The sequence below is a fragment of the Caldanaerobacter subterraneus subsp. tengcongensis MB4 genome (genome assembly GCF_000007085.1).
Taxonomy (GTDB): domain Bacteria; phylum Bacillota; class Thermoanaerobacteria; order Thermoanaerobacterales; family Thermoanaerobacteraceae; genus Thermoanaerobacter; species Thermoanaerobacter subterraneus.
On the sequence record NC_003869.1, the window covers coordinates 556611 to 579836 of the forward strand.

Here is a 23226-nt window from a genome sequence, read left to right on the forward strand (position 1 = left end):
GGACATCAAAAGATGTACTAAAATGATACATCCTTCCTTTATTATTTAGGGGGCGTGAAAAAATGTCAAAAAATATTGATAAATCATTTTTGTTTAGTGAAGAAATGGAGTTTTTGTTCGAGAGTGTTTTTGACAAGTTACCAATTGCTATTGATATACTTGATGCGGAAGGCAATATAAGAATGATAAATAAAACGTTTTTAGATTATTTGGGATTGGAAAAGGACAAGGTCATTAACAAATATGTTTTAGACGTGGATCGAAATTCGAGGTTCCCTCTTGTTTTAAAAACAGGTCAAAATGAAATTGCTTACAGACATAAATTTGCCAATGGAAAGGAAGCTATTGTACATAGAATTGCAATAAAGGATGGAGATGAAGTAATTGGTGGTTTTGGAATGATTTTATTTGAAGATTTAAATGAACTAAGAAAGCTTATAGAAAAAAATAGACTCTTAGAAACAGAGCTTGAACATTACAAAAAAACATTAAGAAAAATTCATGGTGCTAAGTATTCATGGGAAAATATCATTGGAAAAAGTGATGCAATAGTTGAATGTAAGAAAAAAGCTATGAAAATGGCTAATATGGATTCCAATATTCTGATATATGGAGAAAGTGGAGTAGGAAAAGAACTTTTTGCTCACGCTATCCATAATTCAAGTAAAAGAAGAGATTATCCCTTTGTAACTGTAAATTGCGCTGCTATACCAGAACAATTAATGGAATCAGAGCTATTTGGGTATGAAGAAGGAGCATTTACAGGAGCGCAAAAAGGAGGTAAAATAGGTAAGTTTGAACTTGCGAATCACGGTACTATTTTTTTAGATGAAATAGGTGATATGCCGTATACAATGCAGGCAAAACTTTTAAGAGTATTGCAGGAAGGTGAAATCGAGAGAGTAGGAGGAAAAGCACCTATTAAAGTTGATGTACGGGTGATATCTGCAACAAACAAAGACCTTTCGAAACTTGTTAAAGAAGGTAAGTTTAGAAGTGATTTATTTTACAGAATAAATGTATTAATGCTTAATGTTCCACCATTGAGAGAAAGGAAAGAAGATATTCCGTTATTAATAGACCACTTTTTATCTCTTTTAACACAAAATTCTGGAATATACAAAAAAGTTTCTAAAGAAGTATACGATATCTTAGAAAAATACGACTGGCCGGGTAATATAAGAGAATTAAGAAATGTAATTGAAAGAATGGTTGTTAACTCAGAAGGAGATATAATTAGAAAAACAGATATTCCGCTTTACATTTTAAAAAAAGAATTGCCAGTGAGAAAGAAAGGTTCGGGATTACAAGAAATGTTAGAGGAATTTGAGAAAGAGATAATTTTTGAGACGTTAAAAGAATGCAATTATAACAAGTCACAGGCAGCAGAAATATTAAAAATTCCAAGGTCAAGGCTTTATAGGAAACTAAAAAAATTTGGGATTCTAGAAGAAAATAATGAAGTGAAATAATACAGTGTAGCGAAATGATACATATTTTAAAAAGCACAGGAGATACCTCTCTTGTGCTTTTTTTTGTATTATTATAGGACAGTTATAAAAGCTCTAGTAGGTAAAAGATTTTGTTTTGATGTCGCTAAAAATAAATTAAGTGAGCAAATTTTTTAAGATGAACATACTTAAGAATCCGCATTTAACTAGTTATTTTATTGAAATTTTTAAGAGAAATTAATAGTTGGCATTTTTTTTGCTTTTATTAATTTATGTGAAAACAAAAGAAAGGGGTAATATCATGGGGAAAACGATTAATGAACTAAAAGTTGGTGACAAAGACCATTTTGAAAAAACAATTACAGAAACAGATGTGTATTTGTATGCTGGAATTACAGGTGATTTTAATCCTGTACATATCAACCAAATAGAAGCTGAAAAAACAATGTTTAAGGGAAGAATAGCCCACGGGATGTTAACAGCTGGATTGATTTCTACTGTGTTGGGTACTAAATTACCAGGAACAGGGACTATTTACCTTGGTCAAGAATTAAAATTTACAAAACCTGTAAGAATTGGCGATACAATAAAAGCTGAAGTAGAAGTAATAGAAATTATCCCCGAAAAAAATCGAGTTAAATTAAAAACCACATGTACCAATCAAAATGGAGAAGTTGTATTAGATGGTGTAGCCACAGTGCTCGCACCTAAGGAGTAAATAGAAAGGAATTATATTAAAAAATAGGAGGCTAAGGGATGCCTAAAATCACAGTTAATAATGTCAGTTTGTACTATGAAATACATGGAAATGGCTCACCTCTTGTATTAATAGAAGGTCTAGGTTGTTCGAAATGGATGTGGTTTAAGCAAATAGATGAATTAAAAAAGCACTTTAAAGTTATTGTTTTTGACTTAAGGGGTGTTGGTGATTCTGAGAAGCCAGATATGGAATATTCTATTAAACTACTCGCCGATGATACAGCGGCTTTAGTAGCAGAACTTGGATTTAAAAAAGTTCATGTACTTGGGGTTTCTATGGGCGGTTATATAGCACAGGAGCTTGCCCTAGAATACCCTGACCTTGTTGATAGATTGATACTATGTTCTACTCATTATGGAGGACCAAACATTGTGCCAATACCATTGTCTACTCTTAATATTATATTAAATGGCGCCGGTCTACGTAATGCATTAGAAAATTTGCGAATTGCTATGTCTTTAAATTTTAGTGATGAATATCTCTCTACCCATAAGGATGAGTTTGAACAAATCGTGAAATGGAAGTTTGAAAAGCCACAGCCATTTTATGCCTACAGAAGACAACTTTATGCAGCTTTAACATTTGATGAAGAGGCAAGAATTCACTTAATTAAGCATCCTACTTTAATAATGGCAGGTAAAGATGATAAAGTAGTGCCTTATGAAAATGCACTTTTATTACATTCAAAAATAGAAAATTCAGAAATAGAATTGTTTAGTAATGCAGGACACATGTTTTTTATAGAAAAAGCAGAAGAAGTGAATCGGAAAATTATAGAGTTCTTAACAAAACCTATAGGAGGAGATAAAAAATGGGAAGAAAAAATGTTAATGTAGGAATTGTGGGAACAGGACTTTATATTCCTCAAACGTACATGACATCTGAAGATATAGCTAGAGAGACAGGAATACCCGAGGAGATTATAAGAACCAAATTTGGGATTATAAAGAAACCTATACCGGGACCGGAGGACCATACTTGCTATATGGGAATACAAGCGGCTAAAGATTGTCTTAAAAGGACTGGTGTCGATCCGAAGGAGATAGACCTTATTATATATATAGGCGAGGAACATAAGGAATATCTACTTTGGACCTCTGGTATCAAATTGCAGTATGAGATAGGTGCAGAGAATGCGTGGGCTTTTGACATGGCTTTGAGATGTGGTACGGCAGTTGCTGCACTGAAGATAGCAAAAGATATGATGATTGCAGATGACAATATCAACACTGTTTTAATTGCTGGTGGTTATAGAAATGTTGACTTTATTGACTATAAAAATCCCCGAGTATCTTTCATGTATGACCTTGCCGCAGGAGGAGGGGCAATTCTTCTTAAGAAAAATTATAATAGAAATATTGTACTTGAAGCATCAATTATAACAGATGGCTCCTTTTCTGAAGATGTTGCTGTTGTTGGTGGTGGAACAAAGTATCCAGTAAGTCATGAAATGATTGATAAAGGACTATATAAATTAGATGTGTTAAATCCGGAACATATGAGGAAAGGATTGGAAGAAAAATCGATGCCTAATTTTTTACATGTGATTAAAGAATCTTTAAGAAAAAGTGGTTATACGCCTTCCGATATTGGCTATCTTGCGATACTTCACATGAAAAGGTCTGCTCATGAATTTATTTTAAATGAACTAGGTTTATCTCCTGATAAATCGATTTACTTAGAGAACTATGGACATATGGGACAGATCGATCAAATACTTTCAACACATCTTGCCCTGGAAGAAGGGAAAATAAAAGATGGCGATGTAGTAGTATGGGTAAGTGCGGGTATAGGATATGTATGGGATGCAATAACGATAAAATGGGGACCTATAGAGTAAATTTTATAGCATAAATTTTACGGCAGGAGGTTTTGAAAATGGACTATAAAGAACTGTACAAGAGAAAACTAGTTTCGGTAGAAGAAATTTTATCAAAAATTAATAGTGGGGATGAAATTGTTTCTGCTATGGCTGCTTCAGAACCCCAGGGCATTTTAAGTAAACTTCATACTATAAAAGATAGAGTGGAAAATGTGACAGTGGTTGTATGCCTTCCAATGAAAAATTACGATTTCTTTATGGATCCTTCGATGAAGGGCCATTTCCTTACTGAATCATGGTTTTATACTGCGGGATTACGAGAAGCACATAAATATGGAACAGTATCTTTTATACCTAATCATCTTCATTTAGCTTCAACAAAGAGATTACATTATAGAAAACCCAGGTTTTTCCTAGGTACGGCGACTCCTATGGACAAACATGGATATTTTTCCTTGTCTCTAGGTGTTACTTATGAAAAAGATATCCTAGAGAATGCTGATTATGTAGTGCTAGAAATAAATGAAAATTTGCCAAGAACTTATGGTGATACGCAAATACACATAACTGAAGTAGATTTTATTGTTGAAAACAATTATCCTGTTCCTGAACTTTCCATTGTAGAGCCTAATGAAAAAGACAAGATAATAGGAGGATATATCTCAGAATTAGTAGAAGACGGTTCAACAATTCAGCTGGGTATAGGAGGAATCCCTAATGCGGTTGCACAAGCTCTTATGAATAAAAAAGACCTTGGGATACACACTGAAATGTTCACCGATGGAATGGTAGATTTATTTGAAGCGGGAGTTATTACAAATAGGAAAAAAACTTTGTGGAAAGGTAAATCTATAGCTACATTTGCATTGGGTACGAAAAAACTTTATGACTTTATAGATGACAATATGGGAGTAGAATTTCATAGGGGTAGAGTTGTCAATGATCCTTATGTAATAGGGCAAAATTACAAGATGGTATCTATAAATACTGCACTCCAAGTAGATTTAACAGGCCAGGTTTGTTCAGAATCTTTAGGTATAAGACAGTTTAGCGGAACTGGAGGGCAAGCAGATACTGCAATAGGAGCTCAAATTTCAAAAGGAGGCAAATCTATAATAGCATTGTACTCATCAGTAAAAAACGATACTATATCTACAATAGTTCCTACATTAACAGAAGGTGCCGCAGTAACTTTATCAAGAAATGATGTAGACTATATTGTTACAGAGTATGGTATTGCAGAAATGAGAGGACGGTCGATAAGAGACAGAGTCAGAAATTTAATAAACATTGCTCATCCTAAATTTAGAGATGAGCTCAGGGAAAAGGCTAAAGAGCTTATGATATGGTAATATTTGAATGTTAAAGATAAAATGTCAATAGAAAAGGTGGAACAATTTATGAGGAAGCTAAGAGTATTTCCTCTATTGGTAATAATGTCGTTGTTATTATTTCAAGGACATTATAAAGCAACATCATATTTTGATCCAACACCAGTAAAAACCTTTACCGACTCTAAATACTGGGCTAAAGTGGAACTTTTGAGAGATAGCAATCCTAATATAGGACAAGAAAAATTTATAACAGATAATCAACAAAAAGATCCAGAAATTATCAAAGAATTTAACAACAATCCTCAACCAAATTCACAATATTTTTTGCTCCACTATGCACCCGGTTGGGATACAGGCACAAAGCCATATCCTGTAATTCTTGTTCACGGTGCTGGGTCCGATGCAAACTTTTTTGCAGATCCTAAAAGGGATGGTTCGATTACTGGTTTGATGCAATATCTTTCGCAAAGAGGTTATAAAGTCTTTGCTGTTACATTTGCGCATCCTCATGGGGACAATTACATTCAAAGAGAGATTCTTGCTGATGTGATTCAGAAGGTTAAGGCTGTAACAGGAGCAAGTAAAGTTGATATTGTAGCACATAGTAAAGGCAATATGTCCGCAAGAATGTACGTGTCAAATGTCAAAGAATCATGGGGAGTTGATTTTGGAAAAGATGTGAGAAGATATATCCAGCTGGGAGCTCCAAATGGTGGAATTGACTTTACTTTTAGGAATCCAAATATGGCATGGGGTATAATGACAACTGGAGGATTTGGACCTGTTCCTTATACTTATATGTTGATTTATGGATTATGGTATAATACCACCTATCACAGTATATATACAGAAGGTGGTGCCTATCCAGGACAACTTCAGATGCTAGCAAGATGGGATAGTGTATATCCTCTAAATACAACGCAGCAAGATTGGTATACAACTTATTATGGAGGGTGGGGATTTGCTAGTTATTCCTATGGAATAAATTATGCAATTAAAGAAGGCGGAAATCTTGTTAATACATTACAGAATTCCCCTGTAGATCCTTCTGTAGAAATAGCTGTGTTGGCTGGAGATTATAATTATATAAATGGTGTTCCGTGGGAGACCACAGGGCCCAGTGATGGATTAGTATTTGTAAAAAGTGCTACTGATACATCGGCAATGACAAAATCAGGGGCAAAACTTTTAGCGAAAGACGTATACCATTTAAATCACCTTGAGCTGGCATATGATAAATCAGCTATGGATTGGATAGATGCACAATTGTCAAAATGAGAAAAGGAATTGCTTTTAGCAAAAGTAAATTATATTTCAAGCAGTTTATTTCCTCGGAAACAAATTAAAATATTATATTACGTTGTAGATGTTAAAAATAAAGGGGGTTAAAATTTATGTGTAGAGTAATATATAAAAAAATTGCTTTACCAAATGGAGAGGAAATTGGTTACAGAGAAAGAGAAGGAGGAAAAGACGCAATAATTTTTGTTCATGGTAATTTAGTTTCATCAAAATATTGGGAAAGATTTATGCAAAGATTTCCTGAAAATTTTAAACTTTATGCAGTAGATTTAAGAGGAGCAGGAATCTCTTCATATAACAAGCCTATTGAAACAATGAGGGATTTTTCTGAAGATATATGGCTTTTTTCACAAGAAATGAATATCAAAGAGTTTATTCTTGTAGGGTGGTCGATGGGCGGAGTAATTTCTATGCAACTAGCGGCTGACCACCCTGATGCAGTAAAAAAATTGATCCTTGTAAGTTCACCATCTTGCAAAGGTATACCATTTACAAAAAAAGATGAAGAAGGTAAAGTGATACCGGGTGAATATTGGAAAACAAAAGAAGAAGTGTTTAATGATAAAGTACAAGTTTTGCCGATAGTTTATGCATTGAGATCGGGAAACAGAGAAATAATGAAAAATATTTGGGATTCTGCTGTGTTTAACTATAAAAAGCCTGAAGAAAACTATTACAAAGAGCTCATAGAAGATATTTTTACAGTAAGAAATTATCCTGATTGTGCGTGGGCGACGCAGATTTTTAATATATCACATTTTCATAATGGTGTAGTCATGGGCACAGGAGAAGTAGATAAACTAACAATGCCTGTATTGTTATTATGGGGAGAATATGATGTAATCGTAAAAAAAGAGTATAGCGAAGAAACAGCAAAAGAAATCGGGGAGAATGCCCATGTTGTAGTTATTGAAAATGCGGCTCATAGTGTGTTTATTGATAATGAAGAACAAACATTAAAGGTTATGCTAGACTTTATTGAGAAATAGGGGAGGAGATAAATATATGAGAAGAGCGCGAATCATAGGAGTGGGAAGTTATCACCCAAAAAATTTGATAACAAATGAAGAACTGTCAAAAAGAATAGGTGAGCCAATAAGCATAAATTTTGAAAAAAAGGTTGGAATACTTCAAAGATATATAACTGGACCGGATGAAAGTACTGCAGACCTTGCATATGAAGCAGCTAAAAGAGCCCTTGAAATGGCAAATGTATCACCGAAGGATATTGATTTGATAATTTTAGCCACAGATACTCCTGAATATATTACTCCACCAACTTCTGCAATTGTACAGGGCAGGCTTGGAGCGATAAATGCTGGATTTTTTGATATAAATGCTTCTTGCGCTGGATTTGCAGGTTCACTTGCAGTTGCATCCAAAATGATTATGGCAGATGACTCGTTAAATAAAGTCTTAGTTATTGGTGCATATAACATGAGTAAATTTGTTGACTATAATACACCAGGACTTTCTGCTATATTTGCAGATGGTGGCGGAGCGGTTGTACTTACTTCAACAGAAGAAGATGCTGGATTTTTAGCATCTAAATTTATAGGTGATGGTACACAGTATGATTTTTTGGGTATATATGATGGTGGGGCGAAAAATCCGTTTAGAAAGGGCAATCCTAAAGATCAGCTTTTGACTTCTCTAAAACCCCTTCCCCCAGATAGGAATCTTAAAATGTGGCCTCCTCTTGTAAAGGAAGTTGTGGAAAAAGCAGGTTATAAAGTTAAAGACATTGATCATATTTTCTTTACTCAGATAAATAAGTCAGTGATATTAGAAGTTATGGACACATTGGGATTAGATCGATCAAAGACAACTACTATTATGGAAAAATATGGTTATACAGGCTCGGCATGTCTTCCCATGGCTTTAGATGATGCAGTAAAAAATAATAGGATAAAGAAGGGAGACCTCATTGTATTCGTAGGTTCCGGAGTAGGTTTCTCTATGGCTGCCTCAGCTTTTATATATTAACTGTGCTTATCTTGGTGAATAATATGGGGTGATAAAATGACCCTTATTGAGGCGTTTAAAAAAATAGCACCATTTATTAATACAATGACCACAGAGGATTTAGGAATATCTATATGTGATGTTAATGAATGCGTATTATATCTACCTGCTAGAACGATTAATCATAACATAAAAGTAGGCGATCCTTTGAAAGAAGGAACAGCTATATATGAAGCGATAAAAACTGGAAAACGTGTTGTTAAAAGAGTAGGAAGTGAAGTGTATGGAGTTCCGTATATTGCTATAGCGTTTCCGCTAATAGAGAATGGAGTAATAACAGGGGGAGTAAGTATATTTCAATCTACAGCAAAACAAGTGGTAAAGGATTTACAATAGTTGCAAATGAAATAAGAAAGTTATCTATGTCTACCAAAGACTCTGTAGAATCTATAAAGAATATACTTACAAAACTTAAAGAAATAAGTTACACAATTGATAATAATATGAAAGAGATAAAAAATACAAATATGAATCTACATAAACTTATTGAAAATACAACCAGTGGACTTGAAGAAATAAATAAAATGTTCGAGGAACTCTACAATAAAACACGAATCATGTGATTTTAAAAAGCACTGACACAGGCCTATGGAGGCTTTTTGTCAGTTTTTTTATTTTCATTGACATCTTCTTTAATAAAAATTACAATTATATTTGAAATTATGTAAATTAGAAAGGCGAAGGTAAATGGATAGATTGACTCTTTGGGAAGTGTTTATATTTTCTGTTCCTGAAGCACTGGTTATAATAAGCATAGCGCTGGGCTTAGCTGGAGTGAAATTTGACACAGTAAAAGGCACAGCCATGAGCTTGAGTTTAGGACTTATACTGTATTTTATAAGGCCACTGGTTACCAGTTACATAGTAAATGTAATAATTTATGTAATACTGTTGGTGACCTTATTTCTTCTGTTTAAAATGATGGATTTATTCAGAAGCATTATGAGTGTTACTTTGGCAGTTTCCATATACCTTATCATTGAATATCTCAATGTGAATGCAATGCAGTTTTTATTTGATCTAGATCCTACAGTTTTGTTACAAAATTATGCGCTTCGTTTTGCCTGCTTTTTACCACAGCTGGCAGTTGCAATTTTGTTTTCTATTCTCATCCGCAAATACAGACTTTTTCTCTTTGTTGAGTAAATACAGTGGGGATGAAAGGTATGCTCAGAGTTGTTGTCGCGGAGGATGATGAGATTTTCAGGAGGCAGTTAATAGAGTTTCTTAAAAAGATAGATGGGATAAGTGTTGAGTACTTTACTGATGATGGTAGAGAGGCTTTAGAAGCTTTAAACAAGATTAAACCGGAAATAGCAATTTTGGACATCGAACTTTTCCGCATGTCAGGAATTGAGGTAGCGAAAAAAGTAAGAGAAACCATGCCTTTTTTGGAGATAATTTTTATTACTTCTTTTGAAGAGTACATAAAAGAAGCAGTAAAGCTTTACGCTTCTGATTATATTGAAAAGCCATTAAAAGAAGAGAGATTAAGAGAAACTATTGAAAGGATAAAGAAAAGGTTTTTAAATATTGAAAATTACCTTCCAGTACCTGTGAAGGACAATATGAGGCTTATAAATCCCAGAGAGGTTTACTTTGTTCAGGCTAAAAAGAAAAGAAGCGTAATTTACACAGGAGAAGAAAAAATTGAATGTGATTATTCTTTAAAAGAACTGGAAGAAATATTGCCAGGGGATATATTTTTTAGGACCAATCGCTCTTATCTGGTCAATATTTTAAAAGTAGAGGCTTTGAAGGAAAAAAACAGGACTTCTTTTGAAATTACTTTTAAAGGTTGTGCTTTTAAAGCCTACCTTTCAAAGGATTTATATCAGGAATTTAGGAAAAGGGTGAAAGAGATTTATAGAAATTAAATGGCGGGGAATGTAGATGTTTAAGAATATTTATAAAAGCGCGATGCTGATTTATGTAATTCAAATGGTCTTAATAGTGATTTTGGTAAATAATAATTTCATGAGGAGTCTAGATATTTTTCAGCCTAAGAGTGAGGAACTTTTTAGGCTGACAATAGGAATTTTGATATTCGTGCTGAACCTTTTTTCTATTTTTGTTCTCAGAGAGCTTTACAGGCGTTTTAAAGAAGAGAGACAATACTTAATAAACAGCTTAAAGTTTAGATACATAGAAGAGCAGAATAGAATATACAGAAAAAATCATCATGACATTAAAAATCACTTGATGGTGATTTCAGCGCTTTTAAAAGAAAAAAAATACGAGGAAGTGGAAGAGTATCTATCTTCCTATCTTGATGAAATTGACAAAAATGTGTTTAATATAAATACCGGTGTAAGTGAAATTGATATTCTGCTCTATTCTAAACTCAGCAATGCGAAAAGTAAAGGAGTAGATGTTAAGTTTAAATGTACAGCAGAAATCAAATGTAGTCAAAGGCATGTTTTAAATTTGGTGTCAATACTGGGGAATTTGCTGGACAATGCGATAGAGGCTTGTGAAGAGATGAAGCACGATAAGTATATTGAAGTAGAGATTAAGGAAGATCCAATAGACTATATTTTCAGGGTTAAAAATAAGTACGATTTTGAACAAAAAATACCTGCAGGGACTTTTTTTGAGGAGGGATTTTCTACAAAAGGAGAAGAGGGAAGAGGAGAGGGGCTTTACATTGTAAAAAATATTACAGATAAATACAATGGCACTATAAATCTTAATACGGATGAGGGATATTTTGATATAACTGTAGAAATCCCTAAATTTTCTCTGGAGGGTGATTGCAATTAGTATTGAAAAGCTATCCCAAAGAATAGTGCAGAAGGTTTTCAAGGGACAGAATTTGTCGGAAATCGAGCTTGCGAAGATAGAATACGGTTTAAGTTTAGTTTTAGGGGTTTTAATTGAGTTTATATTAATTTTCTTTGTGGGATTTTTGTTGGGTGTTGGATATTATGTGGCAGTTATAATGATATCTTCCCTCTTTTTGCGAATAGGGACAGGAGGAGCTCATTGTTCTACATATCGCAGGTGTGTAACTTTTACAGGCATTTATTTTTTGCCCTTTAGCTTTGTGGCAAAATTTGTTGATGCCCATAATTTACCTTTGCTGGAGCTTGTAATAGGTATAGCATTAATATTTGTGGTTTTGGGGATAATGTTATTGATGAAAAAAATTAAGTTTTTTATGGGAATACTAGTTTTAGAGACTATTGTATTTGTTTTATTTTCTGAGCGGGCCTTTTTTGCGTCTTCTATAGGCTTATTTTTGCAATCCGTGATGACTACTGCTTTTGGAGAGAGATTGGTAAATCTAGCTGACAATTTAATGGCTAAAATTGGTATATAAATTTTTTTTTAAAATTTTTATGGATTTTTGTGTAATTTGATACATATCAATCAATTAAATACAAAAAAATCAAGGCAACAAATTGAACCCATGGAAGGATATACATTCAAAAAAGTAAATATAAGTAAATATTTGGATAAAATTAGGCGAAAAATGCATTTTCGTTCCCGAAAATGACACTTTCGTTCCGAAATTAACACAAAAAAGTTTATCTATTGTATAATTAAAAGTGAAAAGCACTTGGAGGTGAAATGTATGAAAAGATTTCAACCTCTGACAGCAATAGCTACAGTGCTCGCTTTCATAGGAAGTCTGGGACTTGTTGCTCCTGCTTGCATTGGCTGGTTTTATAAACCTCAAGTTCCAGAAATTTTAAGAAGAAAATAATATTTCTTAAATTTTTCACCCTTCCCTCGTGGATTTCAACATTTCTCCTGAGTTTTTACATAAAGTTAACTTTATTTAAGTGCCATTTGCTGGCACTTTTATTTTTTGGCATGGTATTTGCATGATGAAGGGAAGGGCTGGTATTGACTTTGATTTCAAAGAGGAGATATAATAAACACTGTGGGGATAGGTAAGGGGGGTATGCAAAAATATTCGTTGAAAAATTTTTGAAACTACGTATAATTGTATTATAAAAGGCATTTTAAACTTTGCGGGGGGTTTTTATCATTGAAGGTTTATTCTTTGGTAGGTGAAAGTGGGACAGGGAAAAGTCATCATGCCTCTTTCATTGCAGGAAAATACGGGATAAGATTCATAATTGATGACGGGCTTTTGATAAAGGGAAATAGTATTGTGGCAGGCATTTCTGCCAAAAAAGAGGCTACAAAGATTGGCGCCATAAAAAGGGCTCTGTTTACAGATCCAAAGCATGCGGAGGAAGTAAAAAAGGCAATTGCAGAATTAAAACCTGACAAAATTTTAATAATAGGCACATCTGACAGGATGGTAGATGCAATTGCTGAAAAACTGTCACTTCCGCCTGTCAGTGTGAGGATATACATTGAAGATGTTCTCCCCCCTAAGCAGATAGAGATTGCTCGCGAAAAAAGGCTTTTAGAGGGGAAGCATGTGATTCCTGTTCCCACTTTTGAGGTAAAAAAACAGTTTTCAGGGTATTTCCTTGACCCCCTCAGGATTTTTAGGAGAAAAAGAAGTGGCTATTACGAAAAAACAATCGTGCGTCCAAACTACAGCTACCTTGGAAAGTACACCATTTCAGAGGGGGTTATAAATTCAATTGTGTCCCATGAGCTTCTTTTATTCAAAGAAGTCTACAGAGTGAATAAGGTAGTGACGGAGAAGAGAGAGGAAGGAGTAATTTTAAACGTTGAAGTTACTATGAGGTACGGTTTTAATCTTGTAGCTCCTTTGATGCAGGCTATGGAGAACATTAAAAGACAAGTGGAGCGCATGACGGCTTTAAATGTCCTTCGGATAAATATTTACGTCAAAAGCCTATACGTCACTAAAAATAAATGAGGAAAAGGGTGTTGAGGATGTACAGAATTGTGAGAAAGGAAGTATTAAATCCTGCTGTTAAGCTCATGGATATTGAGGCGCCTAGAGTTGCAAAAAGTGCAAAACCGGGGCAATTTGTAATTTTAAGAATTTACGAAAAAGGAGAAAGAATTCCCCTCACTATTGCAGATTACGACCCAGAAAAAGGCACTGTAACCATTGTATTTCAAGAAGTTGGTAAATCCACCAAGCTTTTGGGCACTTTAAATGAAGGAGATTATATAGCGGATTTTGTAGGACCTCTGGGCAATACGATGGAAGTTCCTAAAGGGGCAAAGAAAATTTTGGGGGTAGGAGGAGGAGTCGGCATACCTGCCCTTTATCCGAAACTTAAGATGCTTCATCAGGAAGGATACAGAGTAGAAGCAATTTTAGGAGGAAGAAGCGAGGAGTATGTGATTTTTAGGAAAGAAATGGAGGCAGTGTGTGACAAAGTATATTATGCTACAGATGATGGAACACTTGGTAAGAAAGGATTTGTAACAGATGTTTTGAAAGATGTCCTTGAAAATGACAAAGAAGTGGACTTTGTGATTACTGTAGGTCCTGTGATAATGATGAAAAATGTCTGCAAGATGACTAAAGAATACGATATACCTACTATTGTAAGCATGAATCCCCTGATGGTGGACGGGACAGGAATGTGCGGAGCCTGCAGAATTGAAGTGGGAGGAGAAACTAAATTTGTCTGCATGGATGGTCCAATTTTTGATGGTCATCTTGTAAATTTTGATTTAGCTATGACAAGGCTTAATATGTTCAAGAAGCAGGAAAAGATTTCATTAGAGCTGTATGAGAAGGAACATGGAGGTGGTCACCATGGCCGTTAAGGATAGAGTACCTATGAGAGAACAGGACCCGAAAGTGAGGATAAAGAATTTTGATGAGGTAGCGCTAGGTTATACTGAAGAAGAAGCTATCTTAGAGGCTTCAAGGTGTTTGCAGTGCCCAAATCCTACCTGTGTGGCCGGGTGCCCCGTCCATGTGAGAATACCTGAATTTATAAAAGCTATAACTGAAAGAAAATTTGAAGAAGCGTACAAGATAATAACCAGCACTAACAGTCTTCCAGCCGTTTGTGGAAGAGTTTGTCCACAGGAAGAGCAGTGTGAGAAGAACTGCATTTTGAATAGAATAGGCAAGCCCATTGCAATTGGAAGGTTGGAGAGGTTTGTAGCTGATTATGCGCTTCAGAATAACATTGAAGAGGAAGTAAAGCCGGAGAAGAAGAACAAAAAAGTCGCCATAATAGGGAGCGGTCCTGCAGGGCTTACCTGTGCTGGAGACCTTTTGAAGATGGGGTACGATGTTACTATTTTTGAGGCATTGCACGCTTTAGGTGGAGTTTTAACTTATGGGATTCCTGAATTTAGATTGCCAAAAAGAATTGTGGAAGCTGAGATAGAAAGGTTAAAGAAACTGGGAGCAAAGGTAGAGACAAACGTAGTGGTAGGAAAGACAGTTACAATAGACGAGCTCATGGAGGAAGAAGGCTTTGAAGCGGTCTTCATTGGCACGGGAGCAGGCCTTCCGAGGTTTATGGGAATTCCTGGAGAGAACTTAAATGGAGTCTATTCAGCCAATGAGTTTTTGACGAGGATAAACCTCATGAAAGCCTATAAATTTCCGGAGTACGATACTCCTATAGCTGTGGGCAAGAGAGTGGCAGTTATAGGTGGAGGGAATGTAGCTATGGACGCTGCCCGTTCAGCTTTAAGGCTTGAAGGGGTAGAAGAGGTTATAGTTGTATACAGGCGTTCAAAAGAAGAAATGCCAGCAAGGGCTGAGGAAATAGAACACGCCATTGAGGAAGGAATAAAGTTTGAATTTTTGGCAAATCCAATACGAATAAACGGAACAGAAGACGGCTGGGTCAAGAGCATGGACGTAATAAGAATGAAGTTAGGAGAGCCAGACAGTTCAGGAAGAAGAAGGCCTATAGAGATACCTGGTTCAGAATTTACAATGGAAGTAGATACAGTGATCATGGCATTAGGAACTAGTCCTAACAGGCTTATACCCTCTACTACAAAGGATATTCAAGTTCAAAAATGGGGTGGAATAATAACAGACGAGGATGGCAGGACCTCAAGGCCAGGTGTATTTGCCGGAGGAGATGCCGTCACTGGAGCTGCAACCGTGATTTTAGCAATGGGAGCAGGGAAAAAAGCTGCAAAAGCGATAGATGAATATTTGAGGAGCAAAGGAGAATAATTATTCAAGTACGTCCCTTAAAAGGGGCGTATTTTTTAAAAAATTAGAAGGCTTACAATAAAAAGACTTTCACATGAAAAAATTTTGTGATAAAATCCATATTAAAAATTTATTTTTGCACTTTATGGGGTATAAATATGCAGGAAAAGACGATGAATCCTTTTGAAATTGCAAAAAGCCAGTTAAAAATGGCTTGTGACAGATTAGGTGTTGACCCTGTGGTTTGTGAGATTTTGAGCAGACCCTATAAGGTGGTGGAGGTCAAAACAGTTGAAATTAGTAGTAAAAAATGATATAATTTTGATTAGGTGATGATGAATGTTATTAACTATAAAAAAGGTTAAAGAGCTGTATGATATAAGCAGAATTACATTAATAAACTGGGAAAAGGAAGGATTAATAACCCCAGTTAGAACACCAAAAGGAAGAAGAAGGTACAAAAAAGAAGATATAGAGAAGTTATTAGGTATGCTGGAAGAAAAACCAAAACCTAAAGTAGTTTTGTATGCAAGAGTATCCACAAAGAAGCAAGAAGAATATCTTAAGAATCAAATTAGAAGACTTGAAGAATACGCTAATTCCCAAGGATGGCAGTATGAAGTCATACATGAGATAGCAAGTGGGGTAAATGAAAACAGGAGAGGCTTATTAAAGCTTTTGAACAAGATAAAAAGAGGGGAAGTTGAAAAAGTTGTAATAGAATATCCTGATAGACTAGCGAGATTTGGCTTTGAATATCTCAAATTTTCATGGAAAGCTTTGGGGTGGAGCTTATAGTTTTAAACGGGAAAGAAAACGAAGAAGATATAAATAAAGAGCTAGCAGAGGACTTAATAGCAATAGTAACATCTTTTGTAGCAAGAATTTACGGACAAAGGAGCAAAAAGCATGATAGTAATACAGGCTAAACTTATTTTTCTAAATCAAGAAGACAAACAAATAGTATTAGACTTAATGAGAAGATGGTCATCCTGCATGAGATTTGCATACAAAAGGCTTCTAGAAGGTTATGATAGAAAAACATTAAAAAGAGACCTTCAGGGGATGTTTGACTTAAACTCAAGATATGTAGATGATGCAATAATGAAAGCAAGAAGCACACTAGAATCTGCTAGACAATTAGACAATAATCCAAAGAAAGTCATTTTTGGAGGAAGAGACTTGTTTGGAAAACTTCAAAAGCGACATATAAATGGGAAAGAATACCAAAAGCTAAAAACAAAGTGGCAAGAAAGAAGAAAAGGAAATCTCTATTCAAGAGGGGATAAAAGCAAAAAAGGAAATCTCAACACAAGAATAGAAGTAAAAGAAAATGGTACTTTCTTAAGGATAAATGTAGGGGAAAGAAAATATGTATATGCCAGAATAGAAGCAGGCTACAAAAAGAATAAGAGAAGAGAAGAGCTCCTTCAGGAAATCGCCGAATCAAACATACCCTACTCTGTAGAATTAAAACTCAAAAATGGCAATATATACGCCTATTTTGCTATTGAAGAAGAATATCCAGAAATAAAAATCACAAAAGAAAAAGGAGTCATAGGAATAGATATAAATGCATATCCAGAAAACATATCATGGACAGAAGTAGATGAAAAAGGGAATCTAATAAGTTATGGCAGTATACCAATGCCAGAGCTTGCAAGTGGCAGTAAAGACAAAAGAGAATACTTCAGATGGCAATATGCTCATGAGATAGTAAAAATAGCAAAAGAGAAAGGAAAAGCAATAGTAATTGAAAAATTGGACATAAAAGAAAAAGGCAAAAGAGGAGACTTTTCAGGGAGAAAATCAAGGAGAATAAGACATAGCTTTAGCTATAAATCACTTCTTTCAAAAATAAAAACACTAGCAAAAAGAGAAGGGATAGAAGTAATAGAAGTCAATCCTTCTTACACCTCAATAATAGGGATGTTAAAATATGCACCGCAGTATATGATAACAAAAGATATAGCAGCAGCCTATGTAATAGCAAGAAGAGGATTAGGACTGCAAGAAAAGATACCAGATAATTATATGAAGTTTCTCAACGCATTGACTGTAGAAGAATTAGAAGAATTAAAAGAGTACGTAAAGAAAACAGTCAGAAACAAGCATTTAAGAGAGAAACATATAAAGGAGATAAAGAAAGCAATAAAATTTTTGCAAAGCCTTGAGAGTAAGCCAGGAAGGGTGCTAGAACCTCTGGATGGAACAAGTTTTAGTGCCTATGATTTCTGGCGAGTTCTCAAGGTAGCGGTGGTGACTCCACTCTCTCCTGAGAAGGTGCCAAGAGACTTCTCTGCCCTGAAGGAACTATTAATTCAGGGCAAGTGGGGAGACCCGTAAGGACGCGAGTTCCTGCTTCTTGGGGCAGGGGCTATGGCTTTCCCAAATACCGCCTGCTGGGGATGGGGAAAGTCTGAAGGGCGGACTACAAATACCCCAGCTATCTAAACTGTACATTTTTGTACAGTTTGGGTAACCAGGGGTTACAGTTTCATATTTTGAATGGGTGCAGAATCTGTATGGCTTTTACTGGACAGAAGAGGAAATTTTAAAAAGAGAAGAGAAGATAATGGTAGAGGCATTCAACAATGTGTACGAGATAAGCTGCCAGTACAATGTGAATTTGAGGACTGCCGCTTACATGCTGTCTGTCAAGAGGGTTGCAGAGGCCATGAAAGCAAAGGGATGGTATTAAACAAAAAAAGCCGATTTTCGGCTTTTTTTTGTACCAAAAAAATTATATAATAATAAATAACAGCAGGGAGAAATATGATAAGTAGTAAGTGAATATAAACTCATGTGGGTGAGGAGAATGAAATATAATGTGGAAGAAAAGGGGACAAAGGTAATTGTAAGGGGGATTGCAGATTTTAATCTCAAAGAGACTTTTGAAAGTGGCCAGTGCTTTAGATGGAATGAGGAAGAGGATGGAAGTTACACGGGGGTAGCGTATGACAGAGTTGTAAATGTGAAGCTGGAAGGGGACACGCTAATCATTGACAATACCAATTTGACCGATTTTTACGATATATGGTTCGATTATTTTGACTTAGGTAGAGATTACGGACAAATAAAGGAAAGTCTCTCAAAGGACCCTGTTCTCAAAGAAGCGATTAAATTTGGGCAAGGGATTAGGATTTTAAGACAGGATACTTGGGAAACGCTAGTTTCCTTCATAGTGTCCCAGAATAATAGAATCCCCCAAATAAAAAAGGTAATAGAAAATTTGGCGACTAGTTTTGGAAATCCAATAGAGTATAAAGGTAAGATTTATTACACTTTTCCAAAACCTGAAGAGCTTGTGATGTACGATGTAGAAACTATTGCAAAGACCAGATGCGGTTTTAGGGCAAAGTACATTTTTGATGCTGCTTCCAAAGTCTTTTCGGGTGAGATCAACCTTTTAAAATTGCATGAATACAGCACCAGTGAAATAAGGGATATCTTGATGACTATAAACGGTGTGGGACCTAAAGTTGCCGATTGTGTAATTCTTTACTCTATCGGTCGTTATGATACTTTCCCCACTGATGTCTGGATAAAGAGAATAGTTGAGCATCTTTACCTGAAAAGGGAGGGTACCCCTGTAGAAATTCAGCTTTTTGCTATTGACAAATTTGGAGACCTCTCTGGTTTTGCTCAACAGTATTTGTTCTACTATGGGAGAGAGATGGGGAAGAAAATATTTGGGGAAAGGAAGAAGTAAATGCTGGGAACAATCGTAAATTCAATTGCGATAATCGTCGGAGGGACGATTGGAACTCTTCTTAAGGTAGGGATTCCAGATAGGTTTAAAAATATAGTTATGCAGGGTGTGGCTTTAAGTGTGGCAATTATAGGAATTTCCAGTGGTCTTCAGTTTAATAACCTTATGTTGGTTATTATGAGTTTAGTGATAGGGGGAGTGATAGGAGAGGCTCTTGACATAGAAGGATATCTCAATAGGTTAGGCGATACTCTTCAAAGGAAATTGAGTAAAGACAACGGTTCTACTATAAGCAAAGGATTTGTTACGGCGAGTTTGGTGTACTGTGTAGGGGCAATGGCTATAGTTGGTTCCTTAAAAGAAGGGCTATCAGGAGACCACAGTATACTTTTTGCTAAATCTGTGTTAGATGGTATATCCTCTATAATTTTTGCTTCTACTTTTGGTGTTGGGGTAATTTTTTCAGCCATTTCTGTTTTTTTATACCAAGGTTTTATTACAGTTGGGGCTTCCTTTTTACAAGGGCTTTTAATAAAGCCAGTAATTGATGACATGACAGCTGTAGGAGGAATCTTGATATTCGCTATATCTTTGAATATGCTGGAGATTAAAAGTATAAAAGTTGGAAATTTACTGCCTTCCATTTTTATACCCATTTTTTATCAGCTAATACTCAATCTCATAAGATAAGGAGGGGGACACCCTCCTTAAACTTTTTTTAAAGCCTCTTCTATATTTATCATTCCACTTCCTTGTGTCCAAAGACCTGCTTCGTTAATTTTTGTGGCTGTGTTCTTTAATATATTTTTTATTTCTACATTTGTCAGACGTGGATTTTTCTCTAAAAGCAATGCTACTGCTCCTGCTACCATTGGAGTTGCCATTGAAGTACCTGTGGCGCTCCTGTAAGGTTTGTTTATCATTATCTCATCTGCTCCAAAAGGCACATTTCCAGAAGCTGTAGAGACTATTTTCACTCCTGGGGCTACTACATCTGGTTTGTAAAGATAAGGTCCTCCTCTTCCTGAGAATTTGGCTACTTCGTCGTCTTCTATATCTGGAGTCCTTTTATCGTCCACTGCTCCTACCGTTATAGCATTTCTACTTGTTCCCGGAGAAGTTATGGAATTGTAATTAGGACCTGAATTTCCTGCGGCAACTACTACAACTATTCCATTTTTCCACAAAGTATCTACCCCTCTCACCAGAGGGTCCAAGAAAGTTGGAAGAGCAGGAGTTTCTCCTATTGAAAGGGAGACGATTCGTATGTTGTATTTCTCCTTGTTGTCCAAAACCCATTGCATTCCTGCCAAAATGTCTGAGGAACTGCTTCTTCCGTAGGAGTCCAGCACTTTTACTGCCACTATATTTGCTTCAGGGGCAACTCCTTTGTATTTTCCATTAGAAGCATATCCGTTTCCTGCTGCATCTCCTGCCACGTGAGTTCCGTGACCGTTGTCGTCATAGGGCTGCTTTTTCCCATTTACTACGTCATAAAAAGCGATTATGCGGTTTTTAGGCTTTGTAAAATCAGGGTGTGGATATATCCCTGTGTCTAAAAAAGCTATAGTTATTCCCTTTCCGGTATATCCTAAGTCATTTGCTTTTCTGGATGCGATTTCCTGAGTAGCTATGTGAAGCTGTAGTTTTACGAGAGAGTCTTCTGCTATAAAGTGGATTCCTTTAATGGAAGCAAAATGCTTTAGCTTATCGCAGGGCAAATTTACTGACCATCCTTTTATTATGGGAAGCTCAAACTTAATGCTCCCGCCAAATTTTTCTATTTTAGACTTTAAGGTTTCATAAGGAAGATTTGAATATAAAATTGCAGGTACACATTCACTCCTCAAGTAAGAAGCTTTGCTTAAAAGCCTTTTATCAATTTTTTGCAAAGTATAGATTTCCTTTGCGATTTTTGAGAAGGCAAATAAAGGGATTATATTCACATCTATACCTCCTTTCTCGCTACTACCACAATATGAGAGACACAAAAATTTGCTAGTGGAATTTTTTAAAAAGTGTCACCTTAAAAAGTTGCTTCATATTATGTAGTAGGTCTTGAAAAGACCTGTAGATAAAAAGCCAAAACTCGAAAGGAGGAAAACTCATGCCAGTAGATAAGAGCGGAGCTGGATTTGGCTGTTGGTTTTGGATTATAATAATAATTCTTTTAATCTTCTTGTTTGTACCAGGCATCATTGTAGAAGAGCCAAAAGCTTAACCAGAATAAAATTGGGTTAAAGGAGGATTAGTATGGCAGGAACAAGTTCAGTTTTTGGCCAAACCAATTTGCTGTTTTTCTTCTTAATACTTGTCTTAGGACTTAACGGAGGATGGTTTAATATAAATTGGTCCTTAGAGACATTGTTGCTTTTCTTCATCCTGCTGGTAATAATAATGGATGGCGGCTGGGGCTGGTTCTTTAACGAAGTGAAATAAACCAAAGGGCTCTATCCTTCCGATAGAGCCCTTTACTTAAAATGAGCGGAGTGGATTTAAATGACTTTGTCGGGAGATACCCTTTTATTCTTCTTCATAATTCTCACTATCTTGCTAGATGTAAAATTTGAGATTGAAAGCCTGCTGTTCTTTTTCCTCCTGTTAGTGCTTCTGCAACAGGAAAAACCGAGGAAAAAAGTTAAAAAATTTTTGTGGTCTCTTGCTGGATACTCCTCTTTGTGCCAGGGATAATCGTCTTCGAAAAGAATTAGAAAAAAGGGGCAGTCTATAATAATAGACTAGCCCCCTTACATATATTTAATTAGCAGATTAAAACTAGGGGGAATCTGCCTTGCAAAGAGAGGTCTTGCTTAAAATAATTGCAATAGAACTCTTAATTTTAGCTTTTGTTAAATACCAGCTAATGGAAACAGAAGAGGAAGGACAAAAAGAAACAGATAAAGAAAAAGACAAGGGAAAGGCACAGGTTGAGACTCCAGAAGAAAAGAAAACCGACTTTTATGAAGTTATAACAAAAGGAAAAGAACTTATGAAAAGTGTAAAACCTTACCTTAATAAAAGGGACCAGTACTATGTAGAGATGTTTACAAAAATGGCTGAAATAGTTGAAATTCAAAAAGAACTTTTTTCATTATCTGAAGAAGAAGTCAAGGCAGAAGAGGAAAAAGAGCCTGATAAGATAGGGATTTTAAAGGCTGTTAAACCCTACATATCTGAAGATAAACAGGCTATAGTGGATAAATTTCTGAAATTTCACGAAGCATTGAAAAATCTCCAGGAGAAGATAGAGAAATTTTCAAAAGAGGAGAAGAAAGCCAACGTGTTTGGCAAGCTTGTGGAAATTTATGAAGCCATAAGGCCATTGATTCCTGAAGAAAAAGTGGAAGAAACAGATAAATTGGCAAGAAATATGAAATTACTAGAAGTTATTAATAAAGCTGAAGGGCTTATGAATAACATAAAAGAAGTTAAAGGCCAGACAAGAGGAGAAGAGAAGAAAGATTTTGAAAGCGAAGTAGAAGAAGAGAAAGTAAAGGAAGAAGTAGAAAACTTAGAGGGAGAAGAAGAAATTAATGGTAAACCTGATGAAAAAAAAGTAGAAGAGGAGGGAGAAACAGAAAAAGAAAAGGCATTAGAAGGGCTGTCAGAACAGCAAAAAGCTGTCATAGATAACTTAAAGTCCATGCTCACAAAGGAGCAGCAGCAGTACATGTACAACATGATAAATTACTTAAAACATCATAAATTAGAAAATTTGGAGGATAATAAAGAAGGGGAATAATTATTCCCTGTATTTTTTTTATTAAAAAATACAAAA

Annotated in this window: 25 protein-coding genes and 2 pseudogenes; 26 read left to right on the forward strand and 1 reads right to left on the reverse strand. The window is 35.5% G+C overall.

The features are described 5' to 3' along the window. The first annotated feature begins 62 nt into the window (after nt 1-62). From TTE_RS02625 to TTE_RS02725, 24 genes and pseudogenes are all read left to right on the forward strand, one after another. On the forward strand, nt 63-1472 hold the full coding sequence (locus TTE_RS02625; protein WP_011024973.1) for a sigma-54 interaction domain-containing protein: 1410 nt from the start codon (nt 63-65) through the stop codon (nt 1470-1472). 280 nt (nt 1473-1752) lie between these two features. Continuing rightward, nucleotides 1753-2169: a MaoC family dehydratase gene (locus TTE_RS02630; protein WP_011024974.1), complete on the forward strand. Its 417-nt coding sequence runs from the start codon at nt 1753-1755 to the stop codon at nt 2167-2169. A gap of 38 nt (nt 2170-2207) precedes the next feature. Next, nucleotides 2208-3047, forward strand: coding sequence for an alpha/beta fold hydrolase (locus tag TTE_RS02635; RefSeq protein WP_009610846.1), 840 nt, complete (start codon nt 2208-2210; stop codon nt 3045-3047). Continuing rightward, the gene (locus TTE_RS02640; RefSeq protein WP_011024975.1) at nt 3023-4051 is read left to right on the forward strand and encodes a 3-oxoacyl-ACP synthase; all 1029 of its coding nucleotides are present in this window, start codon (nt 3023-3025) and stop codon (nt 4049-4051) included. Before TTE_RS02635 ends, TTE_RS02640 begins: the two co-directional genes overlap by 25 nt. 38 nt (nt 4052-4089) lie before the next feature. After that, the gene (locus tag TTE_RS02645; protein ID WP_009610861.1) at nt 4090-5385 is read left to right on the forward strand and encodes an acetyl-CoA hydrolase/transferase family protein; all 1296 of its coding nucleotides are present in this window, start codon (nt 4090-4092) and stop codon (nt 5383-5385) included. Between the two features lie 48 nt (nt 5386-5433). Beyond that, nucleotides 5434-6645, forward strand: coding sequence for an esterase/lipase family protein (locus TTE_RS02650; protein WP_011024976.1), 1212 nt, complete (start codon nt 5434-5436; stop codon nt 6643-6645). A gap of 116 nt (nt 6646-6761) precedes the next feature. Continuing rightward, nucleotides 6762-7658, forward strand: a complete 897-nt coding sequence (locus TTE_RS02655; protein WP_011024977.1) for an intracellular short-chain-length polyhydroxyalkanoate depolymerase — start codon at nt 6762-6764, stop codon at nt 7656-7658. 16 nt (nt 7659-7674) lie between these two features. Beyond that, the gene (locus TTE_RS02660) at nt 7675-8655 is read left to right on the forward strand and encodes a 3-oxoacyl-ACP synthase III family protein (protein WP_011024978.1); all 981 of its coding nucleotides are present in this window, start codon (nt 7675-7677) and stop codon (nt 8653-8655) included. Nucleotides 8656-8691: 36 nt separating this feature from the next. Then, nucleotides 8692-9030, forward strand: coding sequence for a hypothetical protein (locus TTE_RS14135; RefSeq protein ID WP_011024979.1), 339 nt, complete (start codon nt 8692-8694; stop codon nt 9028-9030). A gap of 26 nt (nt 9031-9056) precedes the next feature. After that, entirely contained in the window at nt 9057-9257 is a 201-nt protein-coding gene (locus TTE_RS14140) for a hypothetical protein (protein ID WP_011024980.1), read from the forward strand. 124 nt (nt 9258-9381) lie between these two features. Further along, nucleotides 9382-9840, forward strand: a complete 459-nt coding sequence (locus tag TTE_RS02670; protein WP_011024981.1) for a hypothetical protein — start codon at nt 9382-9384, stop codon at nt 9838-9840. Between the two features lie 20 nt (nt 9841-9860). After that, complete coding sequence (locus tag TTE_RS02675; RefSeq protein ID WP_011024982.1) at nt 9861-10571, forward strand: LytR/AlgR family response regulator transcription factor; 711 nt, start codon at nt 9861-9863, stop codon at nt 10569-10571. Nucleotides 10572-10587: 16 nt separating this feature from the next. Then, a complete protein-coding gene (locus TTE_RS02680) occupies nt 10588-11457 on the forward strand; it encodes a sensor histidine kinase (RefSeq protein WP_011024983.1) in 870 nt (289 codons plus the stop codon). Nucleotides 11458-11482: 25 nt separating this feature from the next. Continuing rightward, nucleotides 11483-12016: an accessory gene regulator AgrB gene (locus tag TTE_RS02685; protein ID WP_226990184.1), complete on the forward strand. Its 534-nt coding sequence runs from the start codon at nt 11483-11485 to the stop codon at nt 12014-12016. Between the two features lie 255 nt (nt 12017-12271). Continuing rightward, on the forward strand, nt 12272-12403 hold the full coding sequence (locus tag TTE_RS13415) for a cyclic lactone autoinducer peptide (RefSeq protein ID WP_022588134.1): 132 nt from the start codon (nt 12272-12274) through the stop codon (nt 12401-12403). 288 nt (nt 12404-12691) lie between these two features. Next, nucleotides 12692-13504: an Asp23/Gls24 family envelope stress response protein gene (locus tag TTE_RS02690; RefSeq protein WP_011024985.1), complete on the forward strand. Its 813-nt coding sequence runs from the start codon at nt 12692-12694 to the stop codon at nt 13502-13504. Nucleotides 13505-13521: 17 nt separating this feature from the next. Next, nucleotides 13522-14373, forward strand: coding sequence for a sulfide/dihydroorotate dehydrogenase-like FAD/NAD-binding protein (locus tag TTE_RS02695; protein WP_011024986.1), 852 nt, complete (start codon nt 13522-13524; stop codon nt 14371-14373). After that, entirely contained in the window at nt 14363-15757 is a 1395-nt protein-coding gene (gltA, locus tag TTE_RS02700) for an NADPH-dependent glutamate synthase (protein ID WP_011024987.1), read from the forward strand. Before TTE_RS02695 ends, gltA begins: the two co-directional genes overlap by 11 nt. A 137-nt stretch (nt 15758-15894) precedes the next feature. Continuing rightward, a complete protein-coding gene (locus TTE_RS13905; RefSeq protein WP_157858512.1) occupies nt 15895-16050 on the forward strand; it encodes a hypothetical protein in 156 nt (51 codons plus the stop codon). 25 nt (nt 16051-16075) lie between these two features. Further along, nucleotides 16076-16665, forward strand: a pseudogene (locus TTE_RS02705) (IS607 family transposase). Further along, nucleotides 16646-18082 (forward strand): IS200/IS605 family accessory protein TnpB-related protein, encoded by a 1437-nt coding sequence (locus TTE_RS02710; protein WP_011024988.1) that lies wholly within the window; start codon nt 16646-16648, stop codon nt 18080-18082. The pseudogene TTE_RS02705 and the gene TTE_RS02710 overlap by 20 nt, the downstream one beginning before the upstream one ends. A 139-nt stretch (nt 18083-18221) precedes the next feature. Next, nucleotides 18222-18437: pseudogene (locus TTE_RS02715) on the forward strand (hypothetical protein); the annotation flags it as partial. Between the two features lie 117 nt (nt 18438-18554). Further along, nucleotides 18555-19448: a DNA-3-methyladenine glycosylase family protein gene (locus TTE_RS02720; protein ID WP_011024990.1), complete on the forward strand. Its 894-nt coding sequence runs from the start codon at nt 18555-18557 to the stop codon at nt 19446-19448. Continuing rightward, complete coding sequence (locus tag TTE_RS02725; RefSeq protein ID WP_011024991.1) at nt 19449-20138, forward strand: DUF554 domain-containing protein; 690 nt, start codon at nt 19449-19451, stop codon at nt 20136-20138. Between the two features lie 17 nt (nt 20139-20155). Here the strand turns inward: TTE_RS02725 and TTE_RS02730 are convergent, their stop codons facing one another. After that, nucleotides 20156-21394 carry a S8 family peptidase gene (locus TTE_RS02730; protein ID WP_011024992.1) on the reverse strand — a complete coding sequence of 413 codons (1239 nt, stop codon included), beginning with the start codon at nt 21392-21394 and terminating at the stop codon, nt 20156-20158. Between the two features lie 307 nt (nt 21395-21701). Here TTE_RS02730 and TTE_RS02735 point away from each other — a divergent pair, with 307 nt between their 5' ends. Both TTE_RS02735 and TTE_RS02745 read left to right on the forward strand, forming a co-directional pair. Then, on the forward strand, nt 21702-21887 hold the full coding sequence (locus TTE_RS02735) for a hypothetical protein (RefSeq protein ID WP_011024993.1): 186 nt from the start codon (nt 21702-21704) through the stop codon (nt 21885-21887). Between the two features lie 352 nt (nt 21888-22239). Then, nucleotides 22240-23190 (forward strand): hypothetical protein, encoded by a 951-nt coding sequence (locus TTE_RS02745; protein ID WP_011024994.1) that lies wholly within the window; start codon nt 22240-22242, stop codon nt 23188-23190. Nucleotides 23191-23226: the final 36 nt, after the last annotated feature.